The 25,893-nt window shown below is 68.2% G+C and carries 25 protein-coding genes and 1 pseudogene; 18 read left to right on the top strand and 8 right to left on the bottom strand.

Translation table 11 applies throughout. The features are described 5' to 3' along the window. Positions 1 to 127 precede the first annotated feature (127 nt). On the top strand, positions 128 to 1,108 hold the full coding sequence (locus tag AC3WQZ_RS28020) for a LysR family transcriptional regulator (RefSeq protein WP_010809801.1): 981 nt from the start codon (positions 128 to 130) through the stop codon (positions 1,106 to 1,108). Positions 1,109 to 1,162: 54 nt separating this feature from the next. Here AC3WQZ_RS28020 and AC3WQZ_RS28015 read toward each other — a convergent pair whose 3' ends face one another. Both AC3WQZ_RS28015 and AC3WQZ_RS28010 read right to left on the bottom strand, forming a co-directional pair. Then, positions 1,163 to 1,372, bottom strand: a complete 210-nt coding sequence (locus AC3WQZ_RS28015; RefSeq protein WP_010809802.1) for a hypothetical protein — start codon at positions 1,370 to 1,372, stop codon at positions 1,163 to 1,165. Positions 1,373 to 1,512: 140 nt separating this feature from the next. After that, positions 1,513 to 2,076: a YggT family protein gene (locus AC3WQZ_RS28010; protein ID WP_010809803.1), complete on the bottom strand. Its 564-nt coding sequence runs from the start codon at positions 2,074 to 2,076 to the stop codon at positions 1,513 to 1,515. Positions 2,077 to 2,313: 237 nt separating this feature from the next. Here AC3WQZ_RS28010 and AC3WQZ_RS28005 point away from each other — a divergent pair, with 237 nt between their 5' ends. Continuing rightward, a complete protein-coding gene (locus tag AC3WQZ_RS28005; protein WP_010809804.1) occupies positions 2,314 to 2,772 on the top strand; it encodes a MarR family winged helix-turn-helix transcriptional regulator in 459 nt (152 codons plus the stop codon). Positions 2,773 to 2,904: 132 nt separating this feature from the next. Further along, on the top strand, positions 2,905 to 3,576 hold the full coding sequence (locus AC3WQZ_RS28000) for a glycine zipper 2TM domain-containing protein (RefSeq protein WP_010809805.1): 672 nt from the start codon (positions 2,905 to 2,907) through the stop codon (positions 3,574 to 3,576). Here the strand turns inward: AC3WQZ_RS28000 and AC3WQZ_RS27995 are convergent. The 3 genes and pseudogenes from AC3WQZ_RS27995 to AC3WQZ_RS27985 all read right to left on the bottom strand — a co-directional run bounded on the left by AC3WQZ_RS27995 (position 3,573) and on the right by AC3WQZ_RS27985 (position 6,754). Beyond that, positions 3,573 to 5,115 (bottom strand): annotated as a pseudogene (locus AC3WQZ_RS27995) (acyl-CoA synthetase). The gene AC3WQZ_RS28000 and the pseudogene AC3WQZ_RS27995 overlap by 4 nt on opposite strands. A 126-nt stretch (positions 5,116 to 5,241) precedes the next feature. After that, positions 5,242 to 5,952 (bottom strand): dienelactone hydrolase family protein, encoded by a 711-nt coding sequence (locus tag AC3WQZ_RS27990; RefSeq protein WP_010809807.1) that lies wholly within the window; start codon positions 5,950 to 5,952, stop codon positions 5,242 to 5,244. A gap of 94 nt (positions 5,953 to 6,046) precedes the next feature. Continuing rightward, positions 6,047 to 6,754, bottom strand: a complete 708-nt coding sequence (locus AC3WQZ_RS27985; RefSeq protein ID WP_231881474.1) for a phospholipase D family nuclease — start codon at positions 6,752 to 6,754, stop codon at positions 6,047 to 6,049. Between the two features lie 234 nt (positions 6,755 to 6,988). Here AC3WQZ_RS27985 and AC3WQZ_RS27980 point away from each other — a divergent pair, with 234 nt between their 5' ends. Then, the gene (locus AC3WQZ_RS27980) at positions 6,989 to 7,195 is read left to right on the top strand and encodes a dodecin (RefSeq protein WP_010809809.1); all 207 of its coding nucleotides are present in this window, start codon (positions 6,989 to 6,991) and stop codon (positions 7,193 to 7,195) included. A gap of 177 nt (positions 7,196 to 7,372) precedes the next feature. Here the strand turns inward: AC3WQZ_RS27980 and AC3WQZ_RS27975 are convergent, their stop codons facing one another. Both AC3WQZ_RS27975 and AC3WQZ_RS27970 read right to left on the bottom strand, forming a co-directional pair. Further along, positions 7,373 to 9,040: a ShlB/FhaC/HecB family hemolysin secretion/activation protein gene (locus AC3WQZ_RS27975; protein ID WP_010809810.1), complete on the bottom strand. Its 1,668-nt coding sequence runs from the start codon at positions 9,038 to 9,040 to the stop codon at positions 7,373 to 7,375. 183 nt (positions 9,041 to 9,223) lie between these two features. Then, on the bottom strand, positions 9,224 to 10,636 hold the full coding sequence (locus AC3WQZ_RS27970) for a collagen-like triple helix repeat-containing protein (protein ID WP_037024324.1): 1,413 nt from the start codon (positions 10,634 to 10,636) through the stop codon (positions 9,224 to 9,226). A 730-nt stretch (positions 10,637 to 11,366) separates the two neighbouring features. Between AC3WQZ_RS27970 and AC3WQZ_RS27965 the strand changes: the two genes are divergently transcribed. From AC3WQZ_RS27965 to AC3WQZ_RS27900, 14 genes are all read left to right on the top strand, one after another. Then, entirely contained in the window at positions 11,367 to 12,557 is a 1,191-nt protein-coding gene (locus AC3WQZ_RS27965) for a collagen-like triple helix repeat-containing protein (RefSeq protein WP_010809812.1), read from the top strand. Positions 12,558 to 12,927: 370 nt separating this feature from the next. Further along, entirely contained in the window at positions 12,928 to 13,104 is a 177-nt protein-coding gene (locus tag AC3WQZ_RS27960; protein ID WP_010809813.1) for a Flp family type IVb pilin, read from the top strand. Positions 13,105 to 13,125: 21 nt separating this feature from the next. Then, complete coding sequence (locus AC3WQZ_RS27955; RefSeq protein ID WP_010809814.1) at positions 13,126 to 13,602, top strand: A24 family peptidase; 477 nt, start codon at positions 13,126 to 13,128, stop codon at positions 13,600 to 13,602. A gap of 72 nt (positions 13,603 to 13,674) precedes the next feature. Next, the gene (locus tag AC3WQZ_RS27950) at positions 13,675 to 14,151 is read left to right on the top strand and encodes a TadE/TadG family type IV pilus assembly protein (protein ID WP_010809815.1); all 477 of its coding nucleotides are present in this window, start codon (positions 13,675 to 13,677) and stop codon (positions 14,149 to 14,151) included. 29 nt (positions 14,152 to 14,180) lie between these two features. Next, positions 14,181 to 15,134 (top strand): Flp pilus assembly protein CpaB, encoded by a 954-nt coding sequence (gene cpaB, locus AC3WQZ_RS27945; RefSeq protein WP_010809816.1) that lies wholly within the window; start codon positions 14,181 to 14,183, stop codon positions 15,132 to 15,134. Between the two features lie 19 nt (positions 15,135 to 15,153). Beyond that, complete coding sequence (locus AC3WQZ_RS27940) at positions 15,154 to 16,566, top strand: type II and III secretion system protein family protein (protein ID WP_011616399.1); 1,413 nt, start codon at positions 15,154 to 15,156, stop codon at positions 16,564 to 16,566. 46 nt (positions 16,567 to 16,612) lie between these two features. Further along, on the top strand, positions 16,613 to 17,854 hold the full coding sequence (locus AC3WQZ_RS27935; RefSeq protein WP_010809818.1) for a CpaE/TadZ family protein: 1,242 nt from the start codon (positions 16,613 to 16,615) through the stop codon (positions 17,852 to 17,854). Position 17,855: 1 nt separating this feature from the next. Continuing rightward, a complete protein-coding gene (locus tag AC3WQZ_RS27930) occupies positions 17,856 to 19,172 on the top strand; it encodes a TadA family conjugal transfer-associated ATPase (protein ID WP_010809819.1) in 1,317 nt (438 codons plus the stop codon). After that, complete coding sequence (locus tag AC3WQZ_RS27925) at positions 19,165 to 20,091, top strand: type II secretion system F family protein (protein ID WP_011616400.1); 927 nt, start codon at positions 19,165 to 19,167, stop codon at positions 20,089 to 20,091. Before AC3WQZ_RS27930 ends, AC3WQZ_RS27925 begins: the two co-directional genes overlap by 8 nt. Positions 20,092 to 20,122: 31 nt before the next feature. Beyond that, a complete protein-coding gene (locus AC3WQZ_RS27920) occupies positions 20,123 to 21,160 on the top strand; it encodes a type II secretion system F family protein (protein WP_011616401.1) in 1,038 nt (345 codons plus the stop codon). Then, positions 21,157 to 22,020, top strand: coding sequence for a tetratricopeptide repeat protein (locus AC3WQZ_RS27915; protein ID WP_010809822.1), 864 nt, complete (start codon positions 21,157 to 21,159; stop codon positions 22,018 to 22,020). The genes AC3WQZ_RS27920 and AC3WQZ_RS27915 overlap by 4 nt, the downstream gene beginning before the upstream one ends. Further along, the gene (locus AC3WQZ_RS27910) at positions 22,017 to 22,364 is read left to right on the top strand and encodes a DUF3613 domain-containing protein (RefSeq protein ID WP_010809823.1); all 348 of its coding nucleotides are present in this window, start codon (positions 22,017 to 22,019) and stop codon (positions 22,362 to 22,364) included. The genes AC3WQZ_RS27915 and AC3WQZ_RS27910 overlap by 4 nt, the downstream gene beginning before the upstream one ends. Continuing rightward, a complete protein-coding gene (locus AC3WQZ_RS27905) occupies positions 22,361 to 24,049 on the top strand; it encodes a TadG family pilus assembly protein (protein WP_011616404.1) in 1,689 nt (562 codons plus the stop codon). The genes AC3WQZ_RS27910 and AC3WQZ_RS27905 overlap by 4 nt, the downstream gene beginning before the upstream one ends. A gap of 38 nt (positions 24,050 to 24,087) precedes the next feature. Then, positions 24,088 to 25,452: a sigma 54-interacting transcriptional regulator gene (locus AC3WQZ_RS27900; RefSeq protein WP_010809825.1), complete on the top strand. Its 1,365-nt coding sequence runs from the start codon at positions 24,088 to 24,090 to the stop codon at positions 25,450 to 25,452. Positions 25,453 to 25,487: 35 nt separating this feature from the next. Here AC3WQZ_RS27900 and AC3WQZ_RS27895 read toward each other — a convergent pair whose 3' ends face one another. Beyond that, entirely contained in the window at positions 25,488 to 25,844 is a 357-nt protein-coding gene (locus tag AC3WQZ_RS27895; RefSeq protein WP_010809826.1) for a YgiW/YdeI family stress tolerance OB fold protein, read from the bottom strand. Positions 25,845 to 25,893: the final 49 nt, after the last annotated feature.

Below are 25,893 nucleotides of genomic sequence, written 5' to 3'. Positions count from 1 at the left end.
GGCTAGGGCTGCTGGAACTGCGGGGGCTGAGGCGTCCGGTCCAGCGGGGACAGGCGTTTGTTGCATCGCTCAAGCATAATGTAGGCCTGCCGTCGGGAACTACAGCTTGTCAGGGAAACATTGTCCGGTGAACGAAACAATCCAATGGAATGATTGGGAGGCGTTCTGCTGCGTGGTCGAGCAGGGGACGTTCACGGCCGCGGCGGAGCAGCTGGACTGCCCCAAGTCGCGTGTCTCGGCCGCAGTGGCGCGGCTGGAAACCGCCATCGGCGCCAAGCTGCTGGAGCGCACCACGCGGCGCATGCGCCTCACGGATGCTGGCAAGGCGGTCTACCGCGATGTCGCCCCCTTGTTTGCGCGCCTGCGCGAAATCCGCCAGGAAACGCTGGCGCGTGAAGAGCGCGTACAGGGCGTGCTGCGCATCGCCACACCCTATGAGTTCGGCGCCCAGCAACTGGGTGGCGTGATCTGCCGCACGCTGGCGGCGCATCCGGCGCTGGACGTGGCCGTGGAAATCACCCAGGGCCTGGTCGACCCGATCCGCGACGGGTTTGACGTGGCCTTCGTCGTCGTCGACACCGACCTGCCCGACTCCGGCACGGTGGCGCGCCGCATCTACCATGTCGAGCGCGGCCTCTTTGCCGCGCCGGCGCTGGCGGCCAGCCTGCCGGCGCAGTTGCGCCCGGAAGACCTGGCCAATATGCCGACGCTGACCACGCCCGGCGACACCGTCTGGGAATTCACCCGCGACGGCCAGACCGTGTCCGTGCCGATCCGTCCGCGCATGCAGACCCACAACGCCGAACTGCGGCTGCAGGGCGCGCTGGCGGGGCTGGGCATCGCCCGGCTGTCAGTCATTTATTGCGAGGCCGAGATCGCGCAGGGGCGGCTGGTGCGCGTGTTGCCTGACTACCCGCTGCCGCCGCTGCGCGTGTTCGCGCTGCTGCCGGACCGGCGGCTGCAGCCGCGCAAGGTGCGGGCCTTCATGGAAGCGATCGAATCGATGATGGTGTCCGAGCTGGAGCCCGAGGCGGGCCTGGACGGGGGGATGGGGGCGGAAGCAGCCGCGAGCGGGCAGGCTGAAGGAGAGGCCCGCACGGCGGGTTGAGGGCGGGGGGGGGCCCGCCACGGCCGGGGCCGTGGCAACGGAAAGGGCAGGAGCTCAGGCGCCGTCGGTGAATGCGTCGCGGCGGTCGGTGGTCCTGGCGCCGTCAGTGAACGGGTCGGCCTTGCCGGCGTGGGCGATGCTCCCGTCCAGGCGGGCGATGTCGGAAACGGGTTCGGAGGCGTGGGCAGCGGCCGCGGCAAACGACAGGCTGACGGCGCACAGCAGGGAAAGCGCCAGGCTGCGGCGTTGGGCGATGGTCTTCATGGTGTGTGGTCCTTCTCAGGCAGGGTGCGTGGCGGAAGCGCCACGGTGCCTGCAATGTAGGACTTCACACGGGGCAGAAAAAGGGTCAATTCTCGACACACTGTCCAGAGCCCTGGACAATGTGCCGAGCCGCCGCTGGCTCAGTAGTGCATGCCGAAGATGCTGGCGCCCAGCCGCGCGATCACCATCAGCAGGATCTGCGCGATCACGAACAGCACCAGCGGCGAAACATCGAAGCCGCCCAGGCGCGGTACCACGCGCTGGATCGGGCGCAGCACCGGCGCGGTCAGGTGGTCGATGGCCGGGGTGATCGGCGAATGCGGGTTGACCCACGACAGGATCGCCATCAGCAGCGTGACCCACATTACCAGGCTGATCGTCCATTTCAGCACATAGAGCAGGGCGGTCAGCAGCATGGCCGGCAGGAAGCCGAGCAGGTCGATGCCGCTGAGCAGCGCGACCAGCACCAGGAACACCATCGCGGTCAGCCATGCGCCCACCACCGTGGCCCAGTCAATGCCGCCCACCCCGGGGATGACCCGGCGCAGCGGGCGCACCAGCCAGTCGGTGATCTGGAACACCCCCTGGGACACCGCATTGCGCGTAGGCAGCCGCGTGAGCTGCATCCACACGCGCAGCAACAGCGCCATGCCGAACAGGGTGAAGACGGTATCCAGCAGGAAGAGAGCGATTTCCGAGAACATCGGTGCGTTTTCCGGTGACGGGTGAAGGTGTCTGCAACCGCACAGATTCTGCCATAGCCTGACGCCGGCACGATGCAACCGTGCGCCGGGCACATGAGCTGGCGGACATGTTTGTGCTGGCGCCTCGGTGCGCGGCCCCTATAATTGCGTGCGCCCGGTTGCGGGACCGGCCGCGCACCCGTGGTATTGCGCGTGGTTCCTGCGCTTTCCTCCTCCTTTGCGCTTTTTCGCCACCTTATGCCCAGCAAGTCCGTCCCGTCCCGGAAATCCACATCGCTTACCAAGGCCGACTTCGAGGCGCTCTCGGATTTCCGCTACCAGTTGCGGCGTTTCCTGCGGTTTTCCGAAGATGCGGCGCGCGCGGAAGGGCTGACCGTGCAGCAGTACCTGCTGCTGTTGCATATCCGCGGCTGTGCCGACAAGGACTGGGCCTCGATCGGCGAACTGGCGGAACGGCTGCAGGCCAAGCAGCACGGCGTGGTGGCGCTGGTCAACCGCTGCGAGGCGGCGGGGCTGGTCAGGCGCCGGCTCAACCCCGAGGACCGCCGCGTGGTGCAGGTACACCTGCTGGCCAAGGGCGAGCGCTACCTGAACCGCCTGGCGATGCTGCACCGGACCGAGCTGGAATCGCTGCGCGGCGCTTTCCGCGTGGCCCGCATCACCCAGTTCAACGACGACGGCGCCGAGCGCGCCTGAGCCGCGGCAGGCCTGCACTGCCAGCCAGTTACAGGCAGTTACCAATCACAGGTTCCGGTGACACCCGCTGGCTGCCGGCGGCCCTAGACTCGCGCGCATTCCCCAACACGCGCAGAGCGCAGGAGTCCTGACATGTCCATCCCCCTTCGTTCGGTTGTGCTTGCGGTGCTTGGCGCCGGTGCGCTGGCCGGGTGTGCCACGCCGTATGGCTACGACAACGGGTATGGCGGAGGGTACGGCGGCAGCTACGGTGGCGGCTATAGCAGCAGCGGCTACGGCACCAGCGGCTATGGCGGCAGCACCACCATCAGCGGCTACCCGGCGCAGCAGGGCTACCCGCAGGGGTACCCGCAGCAAGGGTATCCGCAACAGGGGTATCCGCAGCAAGGCTATCCCCAGCAGCCGTATCCGCAGCAGTCATATCCGGACGGCAGCTACGGCAACAACTACGGCAACCAGGCTTACGGCGTGCGCTACGGCTGGGTCGAGGCGATCGAGGTGGTGCCCGGCCAGCCGCCTTCGACCAGCGGCGCGGGCGCCGTGGTCGGCGGCATCGTGGGCGGACTGCTGGGCCACCAGGTCGGCGGCGGCCGCGGCAATACCGTGGCCACCATCGGCGGCGCGGTTGCCGGCGCGGTGGCCGGCAACGAGGTCGAGAAGCGCACCGGATCCTCGGCCGCGGCTTACCGTGTGCGCGTGCGCACCAGCGACAACGCCTACCTGACGCTGACGCAGTCCAACGCCTACCAGATGCGCATCGGCGACCGCGTCAAGGTCGAGAACGGCGTAGCCGTGCCGTACTAAGTGCCGAACAGCTGCGCGTAGTCCTCGCGCAGCTGGCGCTTGAGCAGCTTGCCCGCCGTGTTGCGCGGCAGGTCCGCGACGAACACGATGCGCTTGGGCACCTTGAACGGTGCCAGTGCCTGGCGCGCATGGGCGATCAGCTCTTCCTCGGCGGCGTCTTCATGGCCGCGCTTGCGCACCACGCAGGCGGCCACTGCCTCGACCCACTTCGGGTGCGGCAGTGCGAACACCGCTGCCTCGGCCACCGCGCCGTGAGTGTACAGACACTCTTCCACCTCGCGGCTCGATACCAGCACGCCGCCTGAATTGATCACGTCCTTGATCCGGTCCACCACGTACAGGTAGCCCTCGGCATCCATATAGCCGAGATCGCCGGAATGGAACCAGCCGCCGGTGAAGGCTTCAGCGGTCAGTTCGGGCTTGTCCCAGTACTCCGTCAGCAGTTGCGGCGAGCGATGCACGATCTCGCCCAGCTCGCCGGGCGGCACGTCCTGCATGGTCTCGTCGACGATACGGGTCTCGACGTTCAGTACCGGCCGGCCGGCGGAGGCGGGGCGCCCGGCGTGTTCGTCGGGGCCCAGCACCGTGGCCAGCGGCCCGATCTCGCTCTGGCCGTAGCAGTTGTAGAAACGCAGTGCCGGCAGCTTCTGCTGCAGCTCAAGCAGCACCGGCACCGGCATGATCGAGGCCCCGTAGTAGGCCTTGGTCAGCGACCCCAGCCGCGCCGGATCGAAGTCCGCATGGCGCAGCAGCGCGATCCACACCGTGGGCGGCGCAAAGAAGCTGGTGATGCCCTCGGCGTGGATGGTGCGCAGGCAATAGCCGGCCTCGGGGCTGTCGGCGATCAGCGTGGTGCCGCCGCACAGCAGCAGCGGCATCAGGAAGACATGCATCTGCGCCGAGTGGTACAGGGGCAGCGCGGCCAGCGAGTAGTCCGATTCGCGGATATCGCAGGCGGCAATGGTGCTGACGTATTCGGCCAGCAGCGCGCGATGGGTCAGCACGGCACCCTTGGGGGCCGAGGTGGTGCCCGAGGTGTACAGGATCTGCGCAGGTGTGGTGTCGGTGAGCGAATCGGACACCGGTGCCGCGGGGCCGCTGGCGGCGGCTGCCAGTACATCGCGCACCTTGCCGCCGTGCAGCGTGCCGCTGACCTTGCAGGGCAGGCCCTCGACGCGGTCGGCCAGCGCCGGATCGGCAAAGATTGCGCTGGCGCCCGACTGCGTGACGATGTACTCGGCCTCCGCGCGCTGTCATCGAGAAATTGACCGGCACATGGATCAGGCCGCTGCGCAGGCAGGCCAGCCACAGCAGCACATAGGCGTCTGAGTTCTTGCCGAAGGCGGCCACGCGGTCGCCGGGGCGCAGGCCCCATTGCGCCAGCGCGCCGGCCACGCGGGCCGCGGCCTGATCCAGTTGGCGATAGGTCCAGGCCCGTTCGCCGAAGCGGATCGCGGTCTTGCCCGGGCTGCGCCGCACGGCGCGGGCAATGGCGTCGGGAATGGTGTTGCGCAGGGCGCGCTGCTGCTCTGACTGCATGGTGTGGTCTCCATTGTTATGGTGGGTCCAGCAAGTCTTGAAGCCAAGCGCCGAGGATAAAGGCTGCCGCCCGGCCATGGCAAGGCGGCAGCGTCTCGGGGTGGGACTACAGCGCGTCGGGGTGGACTACAGCGCTTCCGACAGGAACACCAGCGCGCGCCCGTGCGCCAGCGCGGCGCTGGGCTGGTGGTAGGAGCCGCGCGCCCAGCAGTTGAAGCCGTGGTCCGCACCCTGGTAGACGTAGATCTCGCTGCCGGGTTTGCCGGCCATGGCGTCGCGCACGCCTTGCACGGCCTCTGGCGGGATGTGCGCGTCGAGCGCGCCGTAGTGGAACTGCACCGGCACACGAATGTTCGCCGCCTCTTGCAGCTGGTTCTGGATGCCGCCGCCGTAGTAGGGCACGGCCGCATCCACCAGCCCGCGCGCCGCGCTCAGGTACGACAGCAGGCCGCCGAAGCAATAGCCCACCGCCGCCACCTTGCCGGCGCCGGTGTGCTGGCGCAGCACCTGCACCGTGGCGGCGATATCGTCCAGCGCGGCGGTGACATCCACCGCCTTGCGCAGCGCCATGCCGCGCGCCATGTCGTCGCCTTCGTAGCCCAGTTGCACGCGTGGCGCCTGGCGCCAGAACACGTCCGGCGCCAGCACCGCATAGCCGTCGGCGGCGTACTGGTCCGCCACGGCGCGGATATGCTCGTTGACGCCGAAGATCTCCTGCAGCAGCACAATGCCCGGCGCGCCGGGCTGCACGCCTGCCGGCGGCAGGCTCAGGTAGGCATCGAAGCTGCCCGCGGCGGTGTCAACGCGGATCCACTGGCTGTCGGGGATGGCTGTCATGGGGAAAGGCTCTCCGGAAGGGGGCTGAACAGGAAAGCTGCAAGTTTGCCACTGCGCGCCGCTTCGTGCAGGGCAGGGCGCCCTGCTGCTGCCGTCAGTACGCGCGCGACTGCTGGTAGCGCTTGTTCCAGTTGTCGGTGTAGGCCCTGACCACGGCGGCGTCGCCGCGGATCAGCATGCCGTTCTCGGCGTTGCGCTCCTGCGCCGACTTGGTGAAGTTGAACGATCCGGTGAAGACTGCCTGGTCGTCGAACACCATCACCTTGTTGTGCGCAATCGCGGGTTTGTTGTCGATCACCACCGGCACGCCGGCATGCTTGAGGTAGGTGGCACTGGTATAGCGCTCGGACTGCTGGCTCTTGTCCAGGATCACGCGCACGTCCACGCCGCGCCGGTGCGCCTGTGCCACGGCCTCGGCAATCGGTGCGCTGGTGAACGAATAGGCCTGGATCAGCAGGCGATGGCGCGTGCTCCGGATGGCATTGATCAGCAGCGCCTGGCAACTCGCGCCATCGGGCACGAAGCACAGCGTGTAGCCGCTGCCATCGGCAAACGGCTTGGCCGGCACCGGCTTCGCATCCGGCGGCTGGGCCGGCTTGCCGGTGCGCGCGGGAAAGTGGTTGGCGACGGCCTCGTTGAAGGTCTCGCTGATGCTGTTGGCGATGGTGTCGGTCACCTGGTCGAAGGTGGAAGCCGAGCGGGCGTGCGCCAGTAGCGCGAAGGGACTGAACGAGGTGAAGGCCGACACGGCGGCGGCCAGGCCCAGGCCCAGCACGGCCCGGCGAATGAATCTGTAAGTCACGGCGGATCTTTGCGTCGGTGAATGACGGCATGCGCGCGCCGCGCGCCGCATGCTGTCGGGGCGGGTTCGCAGCGTAGCAGCCGCATACGCCACTGGCAAAGCGTGATTGTGTAACAGGATCTGCGGCCGGCTATCCGGTGCAGCATCGCTGCACCGCCGCTGCCCTTGGGACTATCCGCACCCGCGCCTATGATGGATGGAACCCCCGCGGGTCCGCCCGCCAAGGAGAGGGATATGAGCAACCATACCTACAAGCTGGTCGAGATCGTCGGATCTTCACCCGATGGCTGCGACCAGGCCATCCAGAGCGCCATTGCCAAGGCCGGTGAAACCATCAAGAACATCGACTGGTTCGAAGTGGTGGAAACGCGCGGCCACATCACGAACGGCAAGATCGCGCACTACCAGGTCACGCTGAAGATCGGTTTCCGCGTGAGCTGAGTGCGGCGCCGCGCTTGCGCGGCGGAATTGCGCGACGGCACGGGCTGCGCTGCCTGTGCGGATTGGTGCGCGTGCTCGCTCCAGATGCAGCCTTCGGGATCAAAAAATCGGCCGACGCGAGACTGCCGTCGGCCGGGTGCAGGGAAACCTGGTGTCGTCAGCCCAAACGCGACCAGCTCAATCGAACTGGTACGAATAAGTCATGTTGATCCGCGGCGACCGACGGCTTGCATTGGTTGGCTTGTCACCTACCGGTTGTGCCACCGACAGATCCAGCGTGTAGTAGCGCCGGTCCGAGAAGCGCGCGCCAATGGCTACCGATGACAGGCTGCGGTGCGACAGCGACACGCTGTTGGAAAACACGCGCGCCACGTCGGCCGACACATAGGGCTGGATGGTGCGCAGGTAGGTCATGTCGGGCAGGAACAGGCGGCTGATTTCCGCCGAGGCCCCCCAGCCCTTGTCGCCCGCCACTTCGCCGGCGGGATAGCCCAGCCCGAAGAAGCGTCCGCCGAAGCTGATCTGCTCGCCCGAGGCCAGGCGGTCGCCGCTGTACTGGCCCGCCGCGGCCACGGTAAGGCCGAAGCCCGCCGGCAGGTCTTTCGACTGCGACAGCAGCAGCCGCGTGCGGAAGAAGCTCAGGTCGTTGGTGTTGTTCTGGCGGCTCGCGCCCAGCGCATCGAAACCCTTGTACAGGCCGAGCGTGGCATTGCGGCTCACGCCTTCGCCGCGCTGCGCGTAGGTCAGCTCCGCGGTGCCCACGCGCACGTTGGTGCCCAGCGTCACGCGCGTGCCGGTGGCGGTGTGGGTGTAGCGCTCGAACTGGTCGGCGCCGTAGAAGCCGCCGGTCAGCGTGAGCGTATGCGCGTTGGACAGCAGCAGCGGATAGCTGAGCGAGCCGCCGATGCGCTTGGTGTCGTTGACGTAGCGCGGATTGAACCCGATCGCCTCCAGCGTGGCGTTCTGCGGCACGCCTCGGTAGTGCGAGGCATTGAGCCGCGCGATCATGCCCTCGGTGCCGAGCGGCTGCGCGTAGCTGGCGGCGTAGTACTCCTCGTTGTCGCGGCCCTTGGGGAACAGTGCCGACACCGAGATCTGCTCGCCCAGCGGCGTCAGGCTGTTGCTGGTCGCGGTGGCAATGGCGCGCAGGCCTGGCGACATGTATTCGATGCCGGTGCCGAAGGTGAACGGCTTGCGCTTGACGTCGAGCACCATCTCGCAGGCGCCGTCGGTGGTGGTCGGCGGCTGCACCGTGGCCGCCACCTGCAGCCCGGGCTGCAGGGCCAGTGCATTGACGTAGTGTTCGAAGCGGTCCTGGCGTAGCGGGCGGTCCTGCTGCAGCTTCTCGGCAATGGCGCGCAGCCGGCCCTCTGCCGGGCCCGCCTTGCCTGTGACCGTCACCTTGGCCACATAGCCCTCGACCACGGTGATCAGCACATCGCCGTTGGCAAAGTCCTGCGCCGGCACGAAGGCAAACGAGAGCGGATAGCCGCGGTCCTTGTACATCTGCGTCACCGTGTTGGCCGCTTCCAGCAACTGCGCCACCGTGATCTCGCGATTGGCCAGCGGCTTGAACTGCGCGGCTACCTCCTCGAACGGCAGCGTCTTCGCGCCTTCGATGCGAAAGCGGCGCGGTGTCAGGCGTGTATTGAGCAGGTCCTGCATGGCCGCCTGCGGCCGTTCGACCTGCACGGTCACGCTGCTGTCGGGCCGGGCCGGAGCAATCTTCGGGAGCGTCTGGGTTGGGTCGCCCTGGACCGGGCTGCGCGGATCGGCCTGGACCAGGCCGTGATGGAACGCGCCGACGCTGACCAGCAGCGCGGCAACGCGATGACGTGCACGCATGGCAAAACCCCTGTAAGGAAATACTGCGGCTATTGACGTCGCGTGCCACTGGCGCGGGGATTGCCGCTACCCCCGTGCGCCTGCCGTCCGATGCCGCCGGTTCGGCGCGTGGCCGCTACGTTGAATCTGGTGTGCTCCGCTGCCCGCGATCAGGCGATCGCCAGGGCAGAGGCTGAGGCTGGATTACTTCTGGCCGAGCGCGCCGGTCAGGCCGCCCAGCAGGCCGCCAACCAGGCCGCCGATGGCGCCGGTGGCGCTGGTGGTCGAAGTCTTGCTGGTGGTGCTGCCCGCGGTGGAGGTGGCGCCGCCGGTCACGGCGGCCACAACACTGGTGACGGGGGCCAGCGGGCTGGTGGTGCCAGTGCCCGCCGCGGCGCCGGTGACGCCGCCTACCACGCCATTCACCACGCCGCTGACCGCGGTGGTGACCGGTACTGGCGGCGAACCTGTGCCGCCGCCGGTGGCACTGCCAAGGCCGCCAGTGATGGAGCTGACCAGGCTGGTGACAGGCGCCAGCGGCGAACCCGTGCCGCCAGCGCCTGCACCGCCAGTCAGCCCCCCGGCCAGCGCAGTCACCGGTGCCAGTACCGGGCTCAGCGCGCCCAGGCCGCCGCCGCTGGCGGGCCCGTTCGCTGCGCCGCCCAGCGATGCCACGGTCGTGCCGGTGGCGTTCACCACGCCGCCGACGCCCGAGATCACCGGCGTGTTGGTCTGTTGCAGCGTGGTGCCGGCCGTCGCGAGCGCACCGCCCACGGCCGCCAGCAGGCTGGTGGTCGGTGCGCCCAGGCCCGTGGCCGCGCCGAGCGTCTGTGCGGCGCCGGTCAGCTGCGAGGTGATCGGCACGATCAGCTTGCTGGTGGTGGTGGTCACCTGCTCGACCGCGCCGGTCGACAGCACCGTGGTCAGCGTTTCGCCAGTGCCGCTCACCGTTTTGCCCAACTCGTTCACCACCGTGCCCAGCGGCGAGGTCAGCGGCGCCAGTGGCGCGAGCTGGCCGGTGCCAAGGCCACTGACGGCGGTACCGGTGCTGGATAAGGTCTTGCCAAGTTCGGTGACCACGTTGCCGGTGCTGGCTACCGTGGTGCCTACCGGATTATCCGAGTTCGGCATGCTGCCCAGGCCCGATTGCAGGCCCGTGGCCAGTGCCCCGATGGCATCGCCGGCGGAGGCTACGGCGTCGCCCAGGCCGGTTTGTGTCTGGGTCGGTACCAGCGGCAGGTTGCTGCTGCCGAGCTTGTCGCCAAGATCGCTGACCGTCTTGCCGGTACTGTCGAGCACCTTGCCAGTATTGTTGATGACCTCGGCGGTCGGGGTCCGTGCGGTGGGCGTTTCGCCGCCGCCGGTATTGCCGCCATTGTTATCGCCAGTGCCACCCGTGCCGCCGCCCGTGCCACCGGTACCACCGCTGGCCACGTCGGTGCTGCCGCCGGAGCCGCCCATGCCGCCAGTGCCATCGGTACCCGTAGTCTTGGCGCCGCCATTGGTGCCCGCCGTGTCGCTGGTGCCCATGGAGGTCGATCCGCTGCCGCTGGCGCAGCCACCCAGGGCCAGCAAGGTTGCGAGGAGTGCCGTTACGGCGAGTTGTTGTTTGCGCATGTTCTGTTCCCTCATTCCCGTCGTTTAAATCGCTCGGCCGCGCATCGCGTTCGTTTTCTGCGTGCGGCGGTGACGGATATGGCGCAATCGGTATGCCAGCGCTGCGACGCGTCCTGGAGCGGACCCTGCGGAAGTCGGGGGTGGTGCCCGCAAAGCCTTGCCGGGCGCGGATTCCAGGGAAGCGGTGGGACCTGCTTGCGGCGCTGCCGGGGATGGGGTGTCAGGGCGGCTGCGCGTTACGCGTTACGTAACGTGTGTCGTCTGCAGGGAACAAGACAGCCGGAACGGCGGGCTTGCGACGATGGCGATCCAGCCAGGCAAGCGCGCCGTGCCGCGCACTGCCACGGCCTCCCGCCACGGTCATTCGCGCCTCCGTGTTCCCATGTTCCCGGAACACGTTACGTAGCACGTAACACCTCAGGTCCGCGCCGCAACGGCATTTGTGTCCGGCCCGCAGCTACCCCGCATCACCCGGCAATCCGCGCCAGGCAAGGCTTGCAGCGCCGCGGCCGGTTCCGTGCCGGCACCGCTGGCGCCGCTGGCACGCGCCTTGCCATTGGTTGTCCAGACGCGCCGACGATCTCGCGTTCCACGGTCTTGCCGTTCCGCTTCGGAGCGGTCCGCCAGAGGAACAAAGCGGGACACCGGGGAGGCTCGTCGGCAATCCCATGCGGCGCACATAAGACAAGACGGCCGGCAGCACCGTGGCCAACAAGACAGGAGAAGGGCAATGAAAATCAAGCATCCGTCGCAGCATGGCATGACCTCACTGGCCGCGGCCGGCGTGGCCGCCCTTGCGTTGCTGATGGCAGGCTGTTCGTCCAGCGGTGGCGGCAGCGGCGCCAATCCGCGGCCGAACAGCGGCAACACCGACACGCCGGTCAACCCGGCACCGTCCGCATCGAGCGAGACCACGCCCACGGCCAAGGTGACCGAAGGCGCGGGCAATACCGTGGTGGCCACTGGCAATGCCATCAGTGACATCGGCAAGACTATCCAGGAGGCGCCGCTGCCGTTGCTGCCCACCACGGCGCGCGAAAGCGCCGGCGACGTGGTGATCAAGGCCGGCAAGGCGGTTGGCTCGCTCGGTGCCGGCGTGCGCGATGGGCTGGGGCAGATGGGCTCGGTCGACAACCCGGTTGGCGTGACGGTGGCCAGCACCGGCAACGTGGTCCACGACGTGGGCGAGGCGTTGATCAGCGGCGGCGACCTGGTGTCTGGCCTGGGCACCGAGAAGCTGGCACCGCTGGCACCGGTGACCACCCCGGTGGGTGGCCTGGTCAGGCACGTGGGCATCGCGGTGCACGATGGCAGCTACAAGCTGAAAAGCGTGCTGTCCGAAGGCCCGGTCGCGCAGGTCACGAATTCGGTCAGCAAAGTCATCGTGCCGCTGACCAGCAAGGGCACCGACGGCACGCAGACACTGGGAGCGGCCACGCACCTGGGCGAGCCGGCCAACGGCCTGCTCTACAAGGTCGGCAATACGGTGGCTGCAGGCGGCAGCATGATCAGCAACACCCACGCACCGGTGGTCTCGCCGCTGGGCGGCGTGGTGACTGAGGCCGGCAAGACGGTCGCGGCCGCTGGCGCGATCCTCAGCGGCAATGGTCAGGGCGGCGGCAATCCGCTTGGTGGCCTGCTGAGCAACCTGCCGCTGGCAGGCGCGGGCGGCGGGTACGGTGGCGATGGCGGCCATGGCGGCAACCTGCTCGGCGGCGTGTTGAACAACCTGCCGCTGGCCAAGGTCGGTGGCGGCGGTGAGGGCGGTTCCGCGGGCGGCGCGCTCGGTCCCGTGACCGCGCTGCTGGCGCCGGTGACCGGACTGGTCGGCGGGCTGAAGCAAGGCGCACACGACAGCCAGGGTGGCAGCGGTGACCACAAGGCGTTGCAGCTGCCGCTGGTGGGTGGCCTGCTGCGCTGAAATGTCTCATCCCGGCTAGGTGTTTTCACGGTGCGCTGTCGCTCATCACCCCGTCGCAGCGCATCTTTTTATTTTGGCTGGCATTGCGGCCGTATGACCGCAATGCCAGGTTGCAGGCCGGTTCCCGGCCGGTCTGCCTGCTCTTTGACAACCTGTGGACCCGGGCGTGCCGGGTCGTTTCAAACGCGCGTCTTAACCCCTTTGGGTCATTGCTATCACCCGTAGGAGGGGTATGGTTGAGACATTCCATGTCTTAAAAAGAAAGCGCAGCAAGCGTGAAAAGTCGATAAAAGAGCGGGCCACAGAGCACCGTGATAATCGAACGGGGGAAGCGTGATCGCGGCAACAGATCACTTCGGGAGTGGAAATCATGAAACGACTCATTGCACGCTTTATTAAGGATGAGCGCGGAGCGACGGCTATCGAATATGGCCTGATCGTCGGGCTTGTTGCTCTGGCGATTGCCGTCGGCGCTGGCAAACTCGGCACCGAGCTTAACGCCAGCTTCGATCGGCTTTCGGTCACGGTTTCGGGATGGTTCAAGTAAAGTCGAAACCATAAGACCGGCGTGATTGCCGCGCTCCTCTGCGCGGCGACCCTCTACACAGACTTCCTCCACCGGCGCGTTCCCAACGCCTTGCTGGCGGCTGCCGTGCTGGCCCTCGGGCTGTCACTGCTCGCCGGACAGGGCATGGAACTGCCGCTAACCACGCGCCTGATCGGCGCCGGGCTGGGCCTTGCGGTCACACTGCCGGTATATGCCCTCGGGCAGATGGCGGCGGGTGACGTCAAGTTCCTGGTCGTGGCGGGGTTGTTCACCGGGCCGCAAGGACTGGTAGCGGCATGGGTCGTCGGCAACCTGCTCGGGCTGGTGCACGCGCTGCTGGCGATTGCACTGGGCGGTCGCGCGCCGGCTACAAGTCAAGCCATCGATCACCAGGACAGCGGACCTATTCCTACGGCGCAGTTTTCGCGGGCGCGCGGCATTCCATATGCCGCGTACCTGGCCGTGGGCGTGCTGGCCTGGATGGCTGCGGGCCATTAGCCGGACAGGCTAGTGGCAAGCAGGCTGCGCCGCCGGTCGGCGCGAAAGAACACCAAGGGACCGGGGTTTCAGATGTTGTTGCACGCAAGGGTCAACAGGGGGATCAACCGGCGCCGCCACGGCGCCGGCAGCGCTGCGATCGAGTTTGCAATCGTGGCGCCGGTGCTGCTCGCCATCGTGATCGGCATCGTCTACTACGGTGTGATGCTGGCGCTGCAACAGGTGCTGACGCTGGCCGCCGAAGAAGGCGCGCGCGCTGCGCTGCGCTATCCAGCGGGCGTTTCCGGCTCAGGCCTCGCGGCCACGCAAGGCGCGCGCGTCGATGCAGCGGCTGCGATGGCGCGCGGCACGCTTCCCACATCCATCAGGAATTTGCTGTCCACCGGCAACGTTGCGCAGGCAGTGCCCTGTGCATCCGGCTCCACCGATGTCTGCGTGCAGGTTACGCTGAACCTTCCCACCACCAACATCCTCCCCGCCGTGCCGATGGTCCCGGTCCCTGCAACGCTGTCAGGCTCGGCAATGGTCCAGCTTTCTCCTGATATCTGAGCCGCCATGCCCATCCAAAGGAAATCCGCATGACCAGCAAGCAGATCCGACTCCTGGCGGTGGTATTGCTTGGCCTGGCGCTGCTGCTTGCGCTGCTGGCGTGGCAGGTGGGCCGCCAGCCGGCACAGGCGCCCGCGGCATCGACGTCCGCCAAACCGCTGCACGCAGTGGTGGTGACCACGCAAGCGGTGGAAGCGGGCAAGCCGCTTGCCGCCGAGGCGCTCAAGGTCGAGATGCTCCCGATCGATCCCACCGGCGCCTACGGCGAGGTGGCACGCGTGACCGGGCAGGTGCCGTTGGTGGCGCTTGGCGCTAACGTGCCGGTGCTCGAAAGCCAGTTGCTGGCTGGCCTGGCCACGCAGGTGCGGGAGGGCGAACGCGCGGTGGCCGTGTCAGTCGATGAAGTCATCGGCGTCGGCAACCAGGTGCAGCCGGGCGACTATGTCGATGTCTTCCTGGTGCTGCGCCGCGACCAGCAGGAGATCCCGGAAAGCCAGGCGCGCATGCTGCTGTCGCGCCTGCGCGTGCTGGCCTACGGCGTCGCCTCGGTCAACCGGCCGCAGAACGCCAAGCCGGAACAGATGATGGCGCGGCAGGAAGGCGCCAAGACCGCGGTGCTGTCGGTGCCGCTGGAGCAGGTCAGCCGGCTGGCGATGGCGCAGCAGTCCGGGCGCCTGCTGCTGGCGCTGCGCAATCCGCAGGACGAAGCCATGCCCAGCGACGGCATGTTTGCCGAACCCCCGCCCGCGCTGGCCGCGCGCGCCGGCGTTCCCGCCGAAGCGCCGCGCGCGGCCCCCGACAAGGCCATGGCCGGCGTGATGCTGTCCGGCCTGGCCGCCCCCGCCGGCGCCTCTGCCCCGCGCGCGCCGGTGGCAGCGCCGGCGCCGCGGCCGCTGCAGGTTGCCGCGCCGCCCGCGCCAGCCCAGGCGAGACAAAGCGCAGGCGTGGAAGTCATTCGCGCGGGCAAGCGCGAGATCGAATAAGAACGTGGGCGCCGACTTTATGCATATCCAGAAGAAACCAGCCCATTCGACGGCCCTGCGCCGCAGGCTGATGCAACTCGCGCTGGCCGCGATGCTGGCCACTACCGCGTGGTGCGCACTGGCGCCGCGCGCACAGGCGCAGGAAGCCGTGAACGCGCGCCAGTTGCGCCTGCTGGCCGGCGCGCAGAAAGAGATCCGCAGCGCGCAACCGGTGGAACGCGTCGCGGTGGGCAACCCGGCGGTGGCCGACGCGCTGGTGCTGCGCACGCGCGGTGCCCCCAGCGTGCTGCTGGTGGCCAAGCAACCTGGCGTGACCGACGTGATGGTGTGGACGCGCGGCGGCGCCGAGCCGCTGACCTACAACGTGCAGGTCGATGCCATCGCGCCCGATGCCGATGGCGCCAAGCTTGGCTATTCCGCCGCCGGTGCCACCATCACCGGGCAGTCGCCCGATGCCTATGCCGCGGCGCGCGCGCAGGCGGCGGCGCGCGCGGCCACCACCGGCAAGACCGATGGCAAGCCCGGCCTGGTGGTGGATCGCTCTACCGTGCCGCTCTCCGGCACCGTGCAGGTCGACGTCAAGGTGGTGGAGATCAGCAAGACCGTGCTCAAGGAAGTCGGTATCAACTTCTTCCGCAACAACTCCGGCTTTGCCTTCGGCACGTTCTCGCCATCGACGCTGAACAAGTTCACCTTTACGCCCGGCAGCGGCGGCGCACCGGGCAGTTTCAGTGCCGACATCGCGTCGCCGATGAGCAATGCCTTCAACCTGGTGGCCGCGTCGCTGACACACGGTATCTTCGCCAATATCAGCCTGCTGGAGGCCAATGGCCTGGCGCGCGTGCTGGCCGAGCCCAGCCTGGTGGCGCTGTCCGGCCAGAGTGCCAGCTTCCTGGCCGGCGGCGAGATCCCGATCCCGGTGCCGCAGGCGCTGGGCACGACCACGATCCAGTTCAAGCCATTCGGCATCGGGCTGACGGTGTCGCCCACGGTGCTGTCGGCCGACCGCATCGCGCTGAAGGTGGCGCCGGAGGCGAGCGACCTCGACCCCTCGCGCGGCATCTCGATCAATGGCGCGGTGGTGCCCGCCATCGTCACGCGGCGCGCCGACACCACGGTGGAACTCGGTGACGGCGAGAGCTTCGTGATCGGCGGGCTGGTCAGTCGCAACACCGTCAGCAACGTCAACAAGGTCCCGGTGCTGGGCGACCTGCCGGTGATCGGTGCCTTCTTCAAGAACCTGAATTTCCACCAGGAAGACCGTGAGCTGATGATCGTGGTCACGCCGCGCCTGGTGAAGCCGCTGGCCAAGGGCGCGCCGGCGGCGCAAGCCGTTGGTGCCGATGGCCGCACCAACGGCAACCCCAATGTATGGGGCTGGTATGTGCTGGGCGAATACGCGGACCCGACTTTGCCGGGTTTCTCAAAATAGCCGCCGGCCGTGCCGGCAGGCATGGCCAACAGCTTGAGGCGGAGAGATGGATTATTTTCTGTTGCACGCAACGCAGGACGAAGTGAAGGACTGGCTGGGCAAGGTCCTGGGCGGGCTGGGCACGCTGGTGGCCGAAGGCGGCGCGCAGGAAGCCTTTCTCGAGCGCGTGGCCCAGCTGCGCCCGGGGCTGGTGTTCCTGCACTTCTCGACGGAACTGGCCGGCGCGTCGGCGCGGCTGGGCGAGCAGCTGCTGCGGCTCTTCCCGGGCCTGCCGCTGGTCGCGGTGGGCCATGCCGACGAGCCCGGCATCATGCTGGCGGCGCTGCGCGTGGGCGTGAAGGACTTTATCGACCTGCGCGACGCGCCGGCCGATGCCGAGGCCGTGGTCAAGCGCCTGGCCGTGCCGGGCGAGCAGGTGCGCCAGGCCGAGTCGGCGCGCCAGGGCAAGATCGTGGCGCTGCTGGGCGCGCGCCCCGGCGTGGGCGTGACCAGCCTGGCCGTGAACCTGGCCGCGGCGGCACGCCGCCACCTGCCACTGAATGAAAAGACCGACGCGCGCGCCGAAGTGCTGCTGCTGGACCTGGGCCTGCCGGCGCGCGACGGCGCGCTGTACCTGAACCTGAGTCCGGGCTTCCACTTTGTCGAGGCGGTGCGCAACCTGCGCCGCTTCGACCAGGTCTTCGTGCAGACCGCGCTGACACGCCACGGCAACGGCGTATGCGTGCTGCCGCTGCCCGCGGCGCTGGGCGAGCTGCGCGACATCTCCTACTCCGAAGCCATCAGCCTGCTGGAGCGGCTGCGCGCGTTCTTCGACATGCAGATCATCGACCTGGGCGGCTTCGGCAATGCCGAGTTCACCGCGCAGATCGTCAAGGCCGCCGACAGCGTGGTGCTGGTGGCCGACCAGAGCGTGGGCGCGATCGTTTCGGCCGCGGAGCTGGTGCATGAGCTGCGCGCGCGCGAGGTGGAGCGCGACGACCTGCACCTGCTGGTGTCGCGCTTCGATGCGCGCCTGGGCGTGGATGCCGCGCAGATCGCGCACCGCGTGGGTGTGCAGTCGGTGGGCACGCTGCCCGACAGCCGCGCACCGCTTGTGCTGGCCATGAACCGCGGCGCGGTGCTGGCCGACGACGATCCGCACGACCCCTATGTGCGCGCCCTGGCCGACCTGCTGGCACGACTGGGCTACCGCGCGGCGCAGGCCAGGGAAACCAGCCTGCTGGCGCGGATGAAGGACAAACTGCCTGAGGCGCTGCGCGCGGTGCGCGTGGCACGCACTGGAACCTGACATGACGCAAGCGATTGAATTCTCCGACAACGCCCCCGCACCGTTTCCGGTCTCGCAGGAATTCCAGAACATCAAGGAAGCGGCGCACGAGCACCTGCTGACCCGCATCGAAGAGCTCGGCGCAGAGTTCGGCCGCTGGTCGCGTACCGCGATCCAGCGCTTTGTCGACCTGGAACTGGAGAGCTTTACCCGGTTGCGCCGCATCCCCATCAACGAGGCCGAGCTGCGCCAGATTGCCGAGGCGCTGACCAAGGAGCTGGCCGGCTTCGGCCCGATCGAAGACCTGCTCAACGACCCCGCGGTGGAAGACATCCTGGTCAACGGCCACCTTGACGTCTACGTGTCGCGCCACGGCGTGCTGGAGCGCATCCCGGTGCGCTTTACCGACAGCGGCCACCTGCTGCGCATCGTGCGCCGCATCCTGGCGCCGATCGGCAGGCGGCTGGACGAGTCCAACCCGATGGTCGATGCGCGCCTGCCCGACGGCGGCCGCATCAACGTGGTGATCCCGCCGCTGGCGCTGGAGGGTCCAGTGGTGTCGATCCGCAAGTTCCGCAAGGACCCGATGACGCCTGCTGACCTGCAGGGGCTGGGCACCATGAGCCCCGAGATCTGCGACCTGCTGCAGGCCGCGGTGCAGGCGCGCTGCAATATCCTGGTGAGCGGCGGCACCAGCTCGGGCAAGACTTCGCTGCTCAATGCGCTGGCCACCTTCGTGCCGACCACCGAGCGCGTCATCACCATCGAGGACACCGCCGAGCTGGCGCTGAACCACCCGCACGTGGTGCGGCTGGAAAGCCGTCCCGGCGGTTTCGAGGGTACCGGCGTGGTGTCGATCCGCGACCTGCTGCGCAACAGCCTGCGCATGCGCCCGGACCGCATCATCGTGGGTGAAGTGCGCGGCGGCGAGGTGCTGGAGATGCTCCAGGCGATGAGCACCGGCCACGATGGTTCGATGGGCACCATCCACGCCAGCAGCCCGCGCGAATGCCTGTACCGGCTGGAGATGCTGGCCGGCTTTGCCGGCTTCCAGGGCAGCGAGGCGAGCCTGCGCCGGCAGATCGCCAACGCCATCGACTTTATCGTGCAGATCGCGCGGCTTTCCAACGGCAAGCGCCGCATCGTCTCGATCACCGAGATCACCGGGCTGGGCGACAACATCATTTCCACCCAGGAGCTGTACCGTCACGAGCCCTACGTGAACCCGGACGGTACCGAGACCGACCGCTGGCTCTCGCTCGGCCTGCTGCCGCACTCGCCCAAGCTGGCACGCATGCGCGGACCGGGCTTCATGCTGGACGACCGCTTCGATGTCTAGCGCCACGCTGCTGCTCGCCGCCACGGCCCTGGTCATCACCGGCCTGGGCCTGCTGCTGCTGGCCAGCGCGCAGGCGCGTGCGCGCCGCGAGCAGCAGCAGGCCTTCCTGCAGGCGCAGACCGAGCAGGTGCGCCTGCGCTATGCGCAGGCGCCGGATCCGGCGCTGCAACTGCCCGCACGCGACCTGCGCCGCCGCTGGGACGACTTCCTGCGGCGTGCCGACCTGGCGCCGACGCGCCGTACCGCCATCGTCTGGATCACGCCGGTGGTGCTGTGCACGTTGGCCGGCGCGGTGGCGGGGCAATGGCTGGGCGCGGTGTCGGCCCTGATCGTGGCGCTGGCCGTGGCGGCGTTCGCGGCCTGGAACCGCGTGCGCCGCCTGCACAAGAAGCTGTTGTCGCAACTGCCCGGGTTCCTGGACGGCGTGGTGCGGCTGATGACGATCGGCAGCAGCGTGCCGGCGGCGTTCCAGAATTCGATCGCCAATACCGAGGCGCCGCTGCGCCAATGCCTGGTGCAGGCCGTGCACCTGCAGCGCGCCGGCAAGGAGCTGGACCAGGCGGTGCTGCAGGTCGGGCGCGTGTACAAGGTCGAGGAACTGGTGCTGGTGGCTTCCGTGCTGCGCCTGTCGGTGCGCTACGGCGGCCGCGCCGATGTGGTGATGGAGCGCACCGCCGCCTTTATGCGCGACCGCGAACAGGCCCAGCGCGAGCTGATGGCGCTGTCGGCCGAGACCCGGCTGTCGGCGTGGATCCTGGGGCTGCTGCCGCTGGTGGTGGCCGGCGGCCTGTTCATGCTGAACGCGGGCTACATCTTGATGATGTGGAAGGATCCCACCGGCAAGACGATGCTGCTGTCGGCCCTGGCGCTGGAAATTGCCGGGGCCTTCATGCTGTACCGGCTGGCCAAGTCGATCTGAGCGGCATGCCAGCACGCAGACAAGAGCCAACATGGACCGCCTGACACTGATTTCGCTCAGCCTGCTGGCCGCCGCCTGCGGCGTGGGCGTACTGACGCTGCCGCTGTTGCGCGACTGGCGCCAGCGCCGGCTGTCGGCGCGCACCATCGACGGCGCGCTGGCGCGGCAGCGCGCGGCAGAAGCCGCCCAGGCCGCCCACGCCGCCGTCCCCGCCGCGTCGGGCACCCAGGCTGCGGCAAAGGCCGGTGCCGCCGCGCCGCAGGGCAGGGGCGGGGCGGCTACGGCAATCGGGGCACAACTGGGCGCGCGCGTGGGCGAGCGCATCAATGCCCACTGGCTGGATTCGCGCCTCGGGCGCGCGGTGGTGACGCCGGAAGACCAGCAGTTGCTGGAGCAATGTGGATGGTACGGGCCGCAGTCGCGCATGCTGTTTGGCGTGCTGCGGCTGGGGTTGCCGTCGGCCCTGGCGCTCGCCGCCATGCTCTGGCACGTGGGCGCGGGCGCCTTTGCCATCGTCGCGTGGGGCTTCGGCACGTTTGCGCTGGCCTACCTGGCCCCCAAGTGGCACCTGCGCCGCCGTGCCGCGGCGCGCCTGCGCATGGTCGATGACGAGCTGCCGGTGCTGATCGACATGCTGCGCCTGCTGCAGGGCGTGGGCCTGTCGATCGACCAGAGCCTGCAGGTGATCGTGGCCGAGTTCGGCAGCATGCTGCGCGTGCTGGGGCCGGAGCTGGCACGCGCGAACCAGCAGTTTGCCTCGGGACGCTCGCGCGAACAGACGCTCTTGCGCATCGGCCGGCTGTTCGACAGTGAAGACCTGAAGAGCCTGATCACGCTGCTGACGCAGGTGGACAAGCACGGCGGCGCGGTGCAGGAGCCGCTGCGCCAGTTCGGCCTGCGCATGCAGGAGGCGCGCAAATCGCGCTTGAAGGATGAGATCGGCCGGCTCACGGTCAAGATGACCGCGGTGATGGTGGTGAGCCTGCTGCCGGTGCTGCTGATCCTGACCGCGGGCCCCGGCTTCCTCGGGGTGATTCGCATGCTGGCACATATGGGAGGGACGCGATGACGCGCTCAGTCGGTCCGGCGCTGGGCCGGATCTCGAAAACGGCGGCGTGCCTGCTGCTGGCGGCGCTGTCTGGCTGCGCCGCCAATCAGAACGGGGCCGCGGCCATGCATGACCAGGCCGAGGCGCAGGTGGAACTGGCCAAGCTGCGCGACAAGACCGCGCGCGCCGAATACAGCGAGCAGGCGGTCTACCTGGGCCTGATCCGCAAGATGCAGCAGGACGGGCTTTACTTCGCCTCGCTGGCGCATATCGAGGTCTACGTGAAGCGCTTCGGCGCCGGCCCGGAGATCCAGGCGATGCGCGCCGATGCGCTGCGCGAGACCGGGCAGGACAAGGCCGCCACCGATGCTTACCAGCAACTTGCAGCGACGTCGCAAGGCGAGCAGGCCGCGCATGCGCACCACGGGCTCGGCCTGCTGGCGGGGCGCCAGGATGACTTTGCGCGCGCCGTTACAGAGCTGCGCCAGGCCGCCGCGCTCGACCCCGTCAATCCGCGCATCTCCGGCGACCTGGGCTACGCGCTGATGCGCGCCGGCGCGCTGCAGGACGCGCGCGTGCCGGTGATGCAGGCGCTGGAACTGGACGCGCGCAATCCGCGTGTGATCAGCAACGCCGTGGTGTGGCTGATCGCCGACGGCAAGCGCGCGCAGGCCAACGCCATGATGCAAAAGGCCGCGCTGCCCGAAGCCACGCGCAGCGCCATCCGCAAGGAAGCCGACCGCATCGCCCGCGCCACCGCGGCGCGCGACCGCGCAGCGGCCCGTCCTGCGCCGGCAGCGCGGGCGCCATCGAAACCCGCCACCACCGCACCGGCCACCTCGGTGGCGGCCGTGGCCGCAACCGCAGGGGCTACCCCATGACCGCCATGTTCCGCATTGCCATCCCCGCGCTCTGCCTGCTGATGCTGGCGCCCGCCGCGCAGGCGCAGACCGACCGTGCCACGACCGAGGCCGCCGCCACCGGCATGCCGGCAGGCAGCCCGGCGCAACGCGAGATCGGTGCCGACACGCGCTCCATCCTTGCCATCCAGCGCGAAGGCACGCAGGCTGGCCCCATGCGGCCGATGCACGGCGAGCAGGCCGCGCTGGGCTATGAGCGCTACCTGAACAGCTTCCGCTTCGCGCTGCCGGAGTTCTACACGGGGCAGGCCAACGCCAGCACCGCGCGCGCCGGCTCCGCCGGCCAGATGCTGGGCGGCAAATGAGCTTGCGCCAGCCGCGGCCGCGCCGGGCACCTCGATCCGCACGCGGCGCCATCAGTGTGATGGCGGCGCTGCTGATCGCCACCGTGGCGATCGCCGCGCTGGTGTCGATCGACGTGGGGCATGTGTTCATGCGCCAGCGGCAGTTGCAGAACGTGGTGGACCTGGCCGCGATGTCGGCGGCACAGCAACTCAAGCGAGCTGATAGCGCGGCGAATCTGAACGCCGCTGTGCTGGGTACGGTCAGGAATATCGGTGCGAAGAACGGGTATCCGTCGGGCATTGCAATGGGTTGCGGCGATGCCACCGGTGGCGGCGCGGATGCCATGACTGCCTGTCTTGGCGTGTGGGATCCGGCGAGCGGCGGGCCGAAGCATTTCAGCGCTACGTATGAAGCAACCAAGGTCTCGCCCAATGCCGTGCGCGTGCAGGCAACGCAGACCGTGCCAATCCTGTTCGTGATCGACGGCGGCAGCGGCCGGCAGCTGTTTGCTGAAGCGATTGCCAGCGGCAGTCCGCCGGTGGCGGCGTTTTCGCTGGGTACTGGGTTGCTGGACGTCTCCACCGCCAACAGCATGCTGAGTGTGTTGCTGGGCAATACGGTGAGCTTGTCGTTGGTGGACTGGCAGGGACTGGTCAATACCACCGTGACGCTGGACCAGTTGCGGCTCAAAGCGGGTGTCGGCACGGTGGACCAGCTGTTGAACACTTCATTGAATCTGCGTGATTTCTATGCGCTGGTGCTTGGCGCCGCTGGCCGCGACGCGCTGCTGACGACGATGCTGGGCAGCCCGCCAACCGCGCTCGGGGCCAGCGGGGCGGCGGCTACGGTGTCACTGGCCAGGCTGCTTGATCTTGGTTTGATGGCGCCTGCGGCATCGTCGGCGGTGGAGGTGGGCCTGAACGTGGCGCAGTTGCTGCTCGCCTCCGCGCAGGTGGCGCGAGGGGATACGGCAGTTGCCCTGCCACTGAACATACCCAATCTCCCGCTTGGCCTGGGGGGCATCAGCGCCAACCTGCGCGTGATCGAGCCGCCGGTGACGGCGGCAGGTCCGGCGCGACAGCTCTCCAGCAACCCGGACGCCTGGCAAACGACCGCAAGCTCATCCCAGGTAAAACTGACCCTGATGCTCCAGATCACCTCAAATATCCTGAAACCGGTACTGGACGCCAACTTGAACGTGCCGCTCTATCTCGATGTCGCCAACGCCACCGCCGACCTGACCAAGCTGCAATGCGCGGCAAATCCTGGGGACCGCCGTGCCACGATGCACGTCAGAAGTGGTCTCGTCACGGCGTGCCTCACCGATGGCTGCACGGGTAGCGATGTGGTGCTCGGCCAGGCTAAGCTGGGGCTGTTCGACATTGCGGACGTGATTGCCACGGACGTCCCACGCTATGGCAGCACGGCTGGCCAGGAGGTCACGCTGGCACCGGGCGGGCATGCGCAAGTTGGTACCGCCGATCCGTTTGGCGGGTTGTTCTCGCAAGTGCTGGCCCTGAAGGTGCGGACCAGGCTGCTGGGCATCCTTAGTGTGCCCATTGATCTCGGCCCGCTACTCGCGCCGGTCGGGGCAGCGCTCGACGCATTGATCCCGCCGCTGCTCGCCAGCCTCGGCATCCAGCTAGGCACCGCCGACCTCTGGGTCCACAGCATCGACTGCAACAATGCCGAACTGGTGTACTGAGCCATGATTGCGCCAAACCGCCTGATGGCAGAAATCGAATGAAGACAGACCGCTGGGCCTACGAAAACCTTGAAGTCTACGTGTGGGAAGGCAAGTACGAGATCGCCGACCGCGTCACGCGTTTCCTGGCGCCGCTGGGCGTGGACGTTATCCGCGCCGGCGCACTCGAAGCCTTGCCTGCCGAGCCGCGCCTGAAGCCCTGCATCGCGGTGATCAGCGTGTCGGTGATCGGCGCGGCGCGCTTTTCGCTGGACTGGGAGGCCGCGCACGGCATGCCGGTGATCTGGGTGGCAGGCCCCGGCCGCGAGGCCGATCCCGGGCGCTTTCCGCCGGAGTACGCGCATATTCTTGCCGATGACTTCACCGGCGCCGACCTGCGCAGCCAGATCGGCAAGCTGCTGCCGCAACTGCTGGCCACGGACGCGCCCGGCGAGCGCGAGGCCGATCTGGTGGCCGGCTCGCCGGCGATGCGCCAGTTGCTGCAGCATGTGGAAACCTTCGCCGACTTCGGCAGCAACGTGATGCTGTATGGCGAAACCGGCGCGGGCAAGGAACGCATCGCGCGCCTGTTCCATGAGCGCAATGGCACCTACGGAAAGGGGCCGTTCGTCGCGGTCAACTGCGGTGCGATCCCTGACGGCTTGTTCGAGTCGCAGTTCTTCGGCCATGCCAAGGGCGCGTTCACCGGCGCCTCGTTCGCGCACCGTGGCTATTTCGAGCAGGCCAACGGCGGCACGCTGTTTCTCGATGAAATCGGCGACCTGCCGCTGTTCCAGCAGGTCAAGCTGCTGCGCGTGCTGGAAGAGAACGTGATCACCCGGCTGGGATCGACCCTGGCGGTCAAACTGGATTTCCGGCTGGTGGCGGCGACCAACAAGGACCTGCGCGACGCGGTGCGACAGGGGCGTTTCCGCGCCGACCTGTTCTTCCGCCTGGCGGTGATCGAGATGCGCATCCCCAGCCTGGAAGAGCGTGGCCAGGCCGACAAGGTGGCACTGCTGCAGTCCTTCCTGCGCCATATGCTTGGGGATTCCGGCTTCGACGCGCTGCCGCCGATGCCTGACTGGCTCAAGGGCGCGGTTGGCACCGCCTATTTCACCGGCAATGTGCGCGAGCTGCGCAACCTGGCCGAGCGTGTGGGCATCACAGTGCAGCAGACCGGGCACTGGGACGAAGAGCGCATCCGGCCGCTGTTCCGCTCGCTGCATCCGGGTGCGTTCGATGGCGGCGAGCGCAACGACCTGCGTGCCGATACGGAAGAGCGCCGCCGCATCCTGGCCGCGCTCGATGCCAATGGCTGGCGGCGGCAGGACACGGCGGCAAGCCTGGGCATCAGCCGCAAGGTGCTGTGGGAAAAGATGCGCAAGTACCAGATCGCCGACAGCGAGGCCGAGCCGGTCTGACTGCACGGCTCAGAACACGCGCATCAGGACACGCCTCAGGGCAGGCGGATCTCCTTCACGTCGAAGTGCGATTCGCCGATCAGCTCCTTGTCGTATTCGCCGACCAGTTCCACCGTGGTCTGCGCATCCACCGGCTTCTGTGCCGGCCAGAGCTTGGCCTTGATCTTCACCTTCATCTGGCCGGTGCCGTCCGAGAACAGGTAGCGCTCGTCGCCGACGCTGCTGATGATCTTGCCGCGCAGCACGGCCTGCTGGTCGTCCTTGCCATCTGCCTGCAGCGCCTTAACGGTCATCACCGGGACGGCCGACGGGCCGGTGTACTGGGCGCTGGCGCCGGCGGCGGCCAGTCCCAGCACAAGGGTCAGGGCAGTGGCGGTCAGGATGCGTTTCATGTGCGTTCTCCGAAAATTTCAAATTTGGGGCGACTGCATGCATGATGCG

The organism is Cupriavidus sp. FW305-26 (assembly GCF_058787975.1).
The sequence above is the reverse complement of the archived record's forward strand: the minus strand, read 5'-3'. Positions and strand labels throughout refer to the sequence as shown.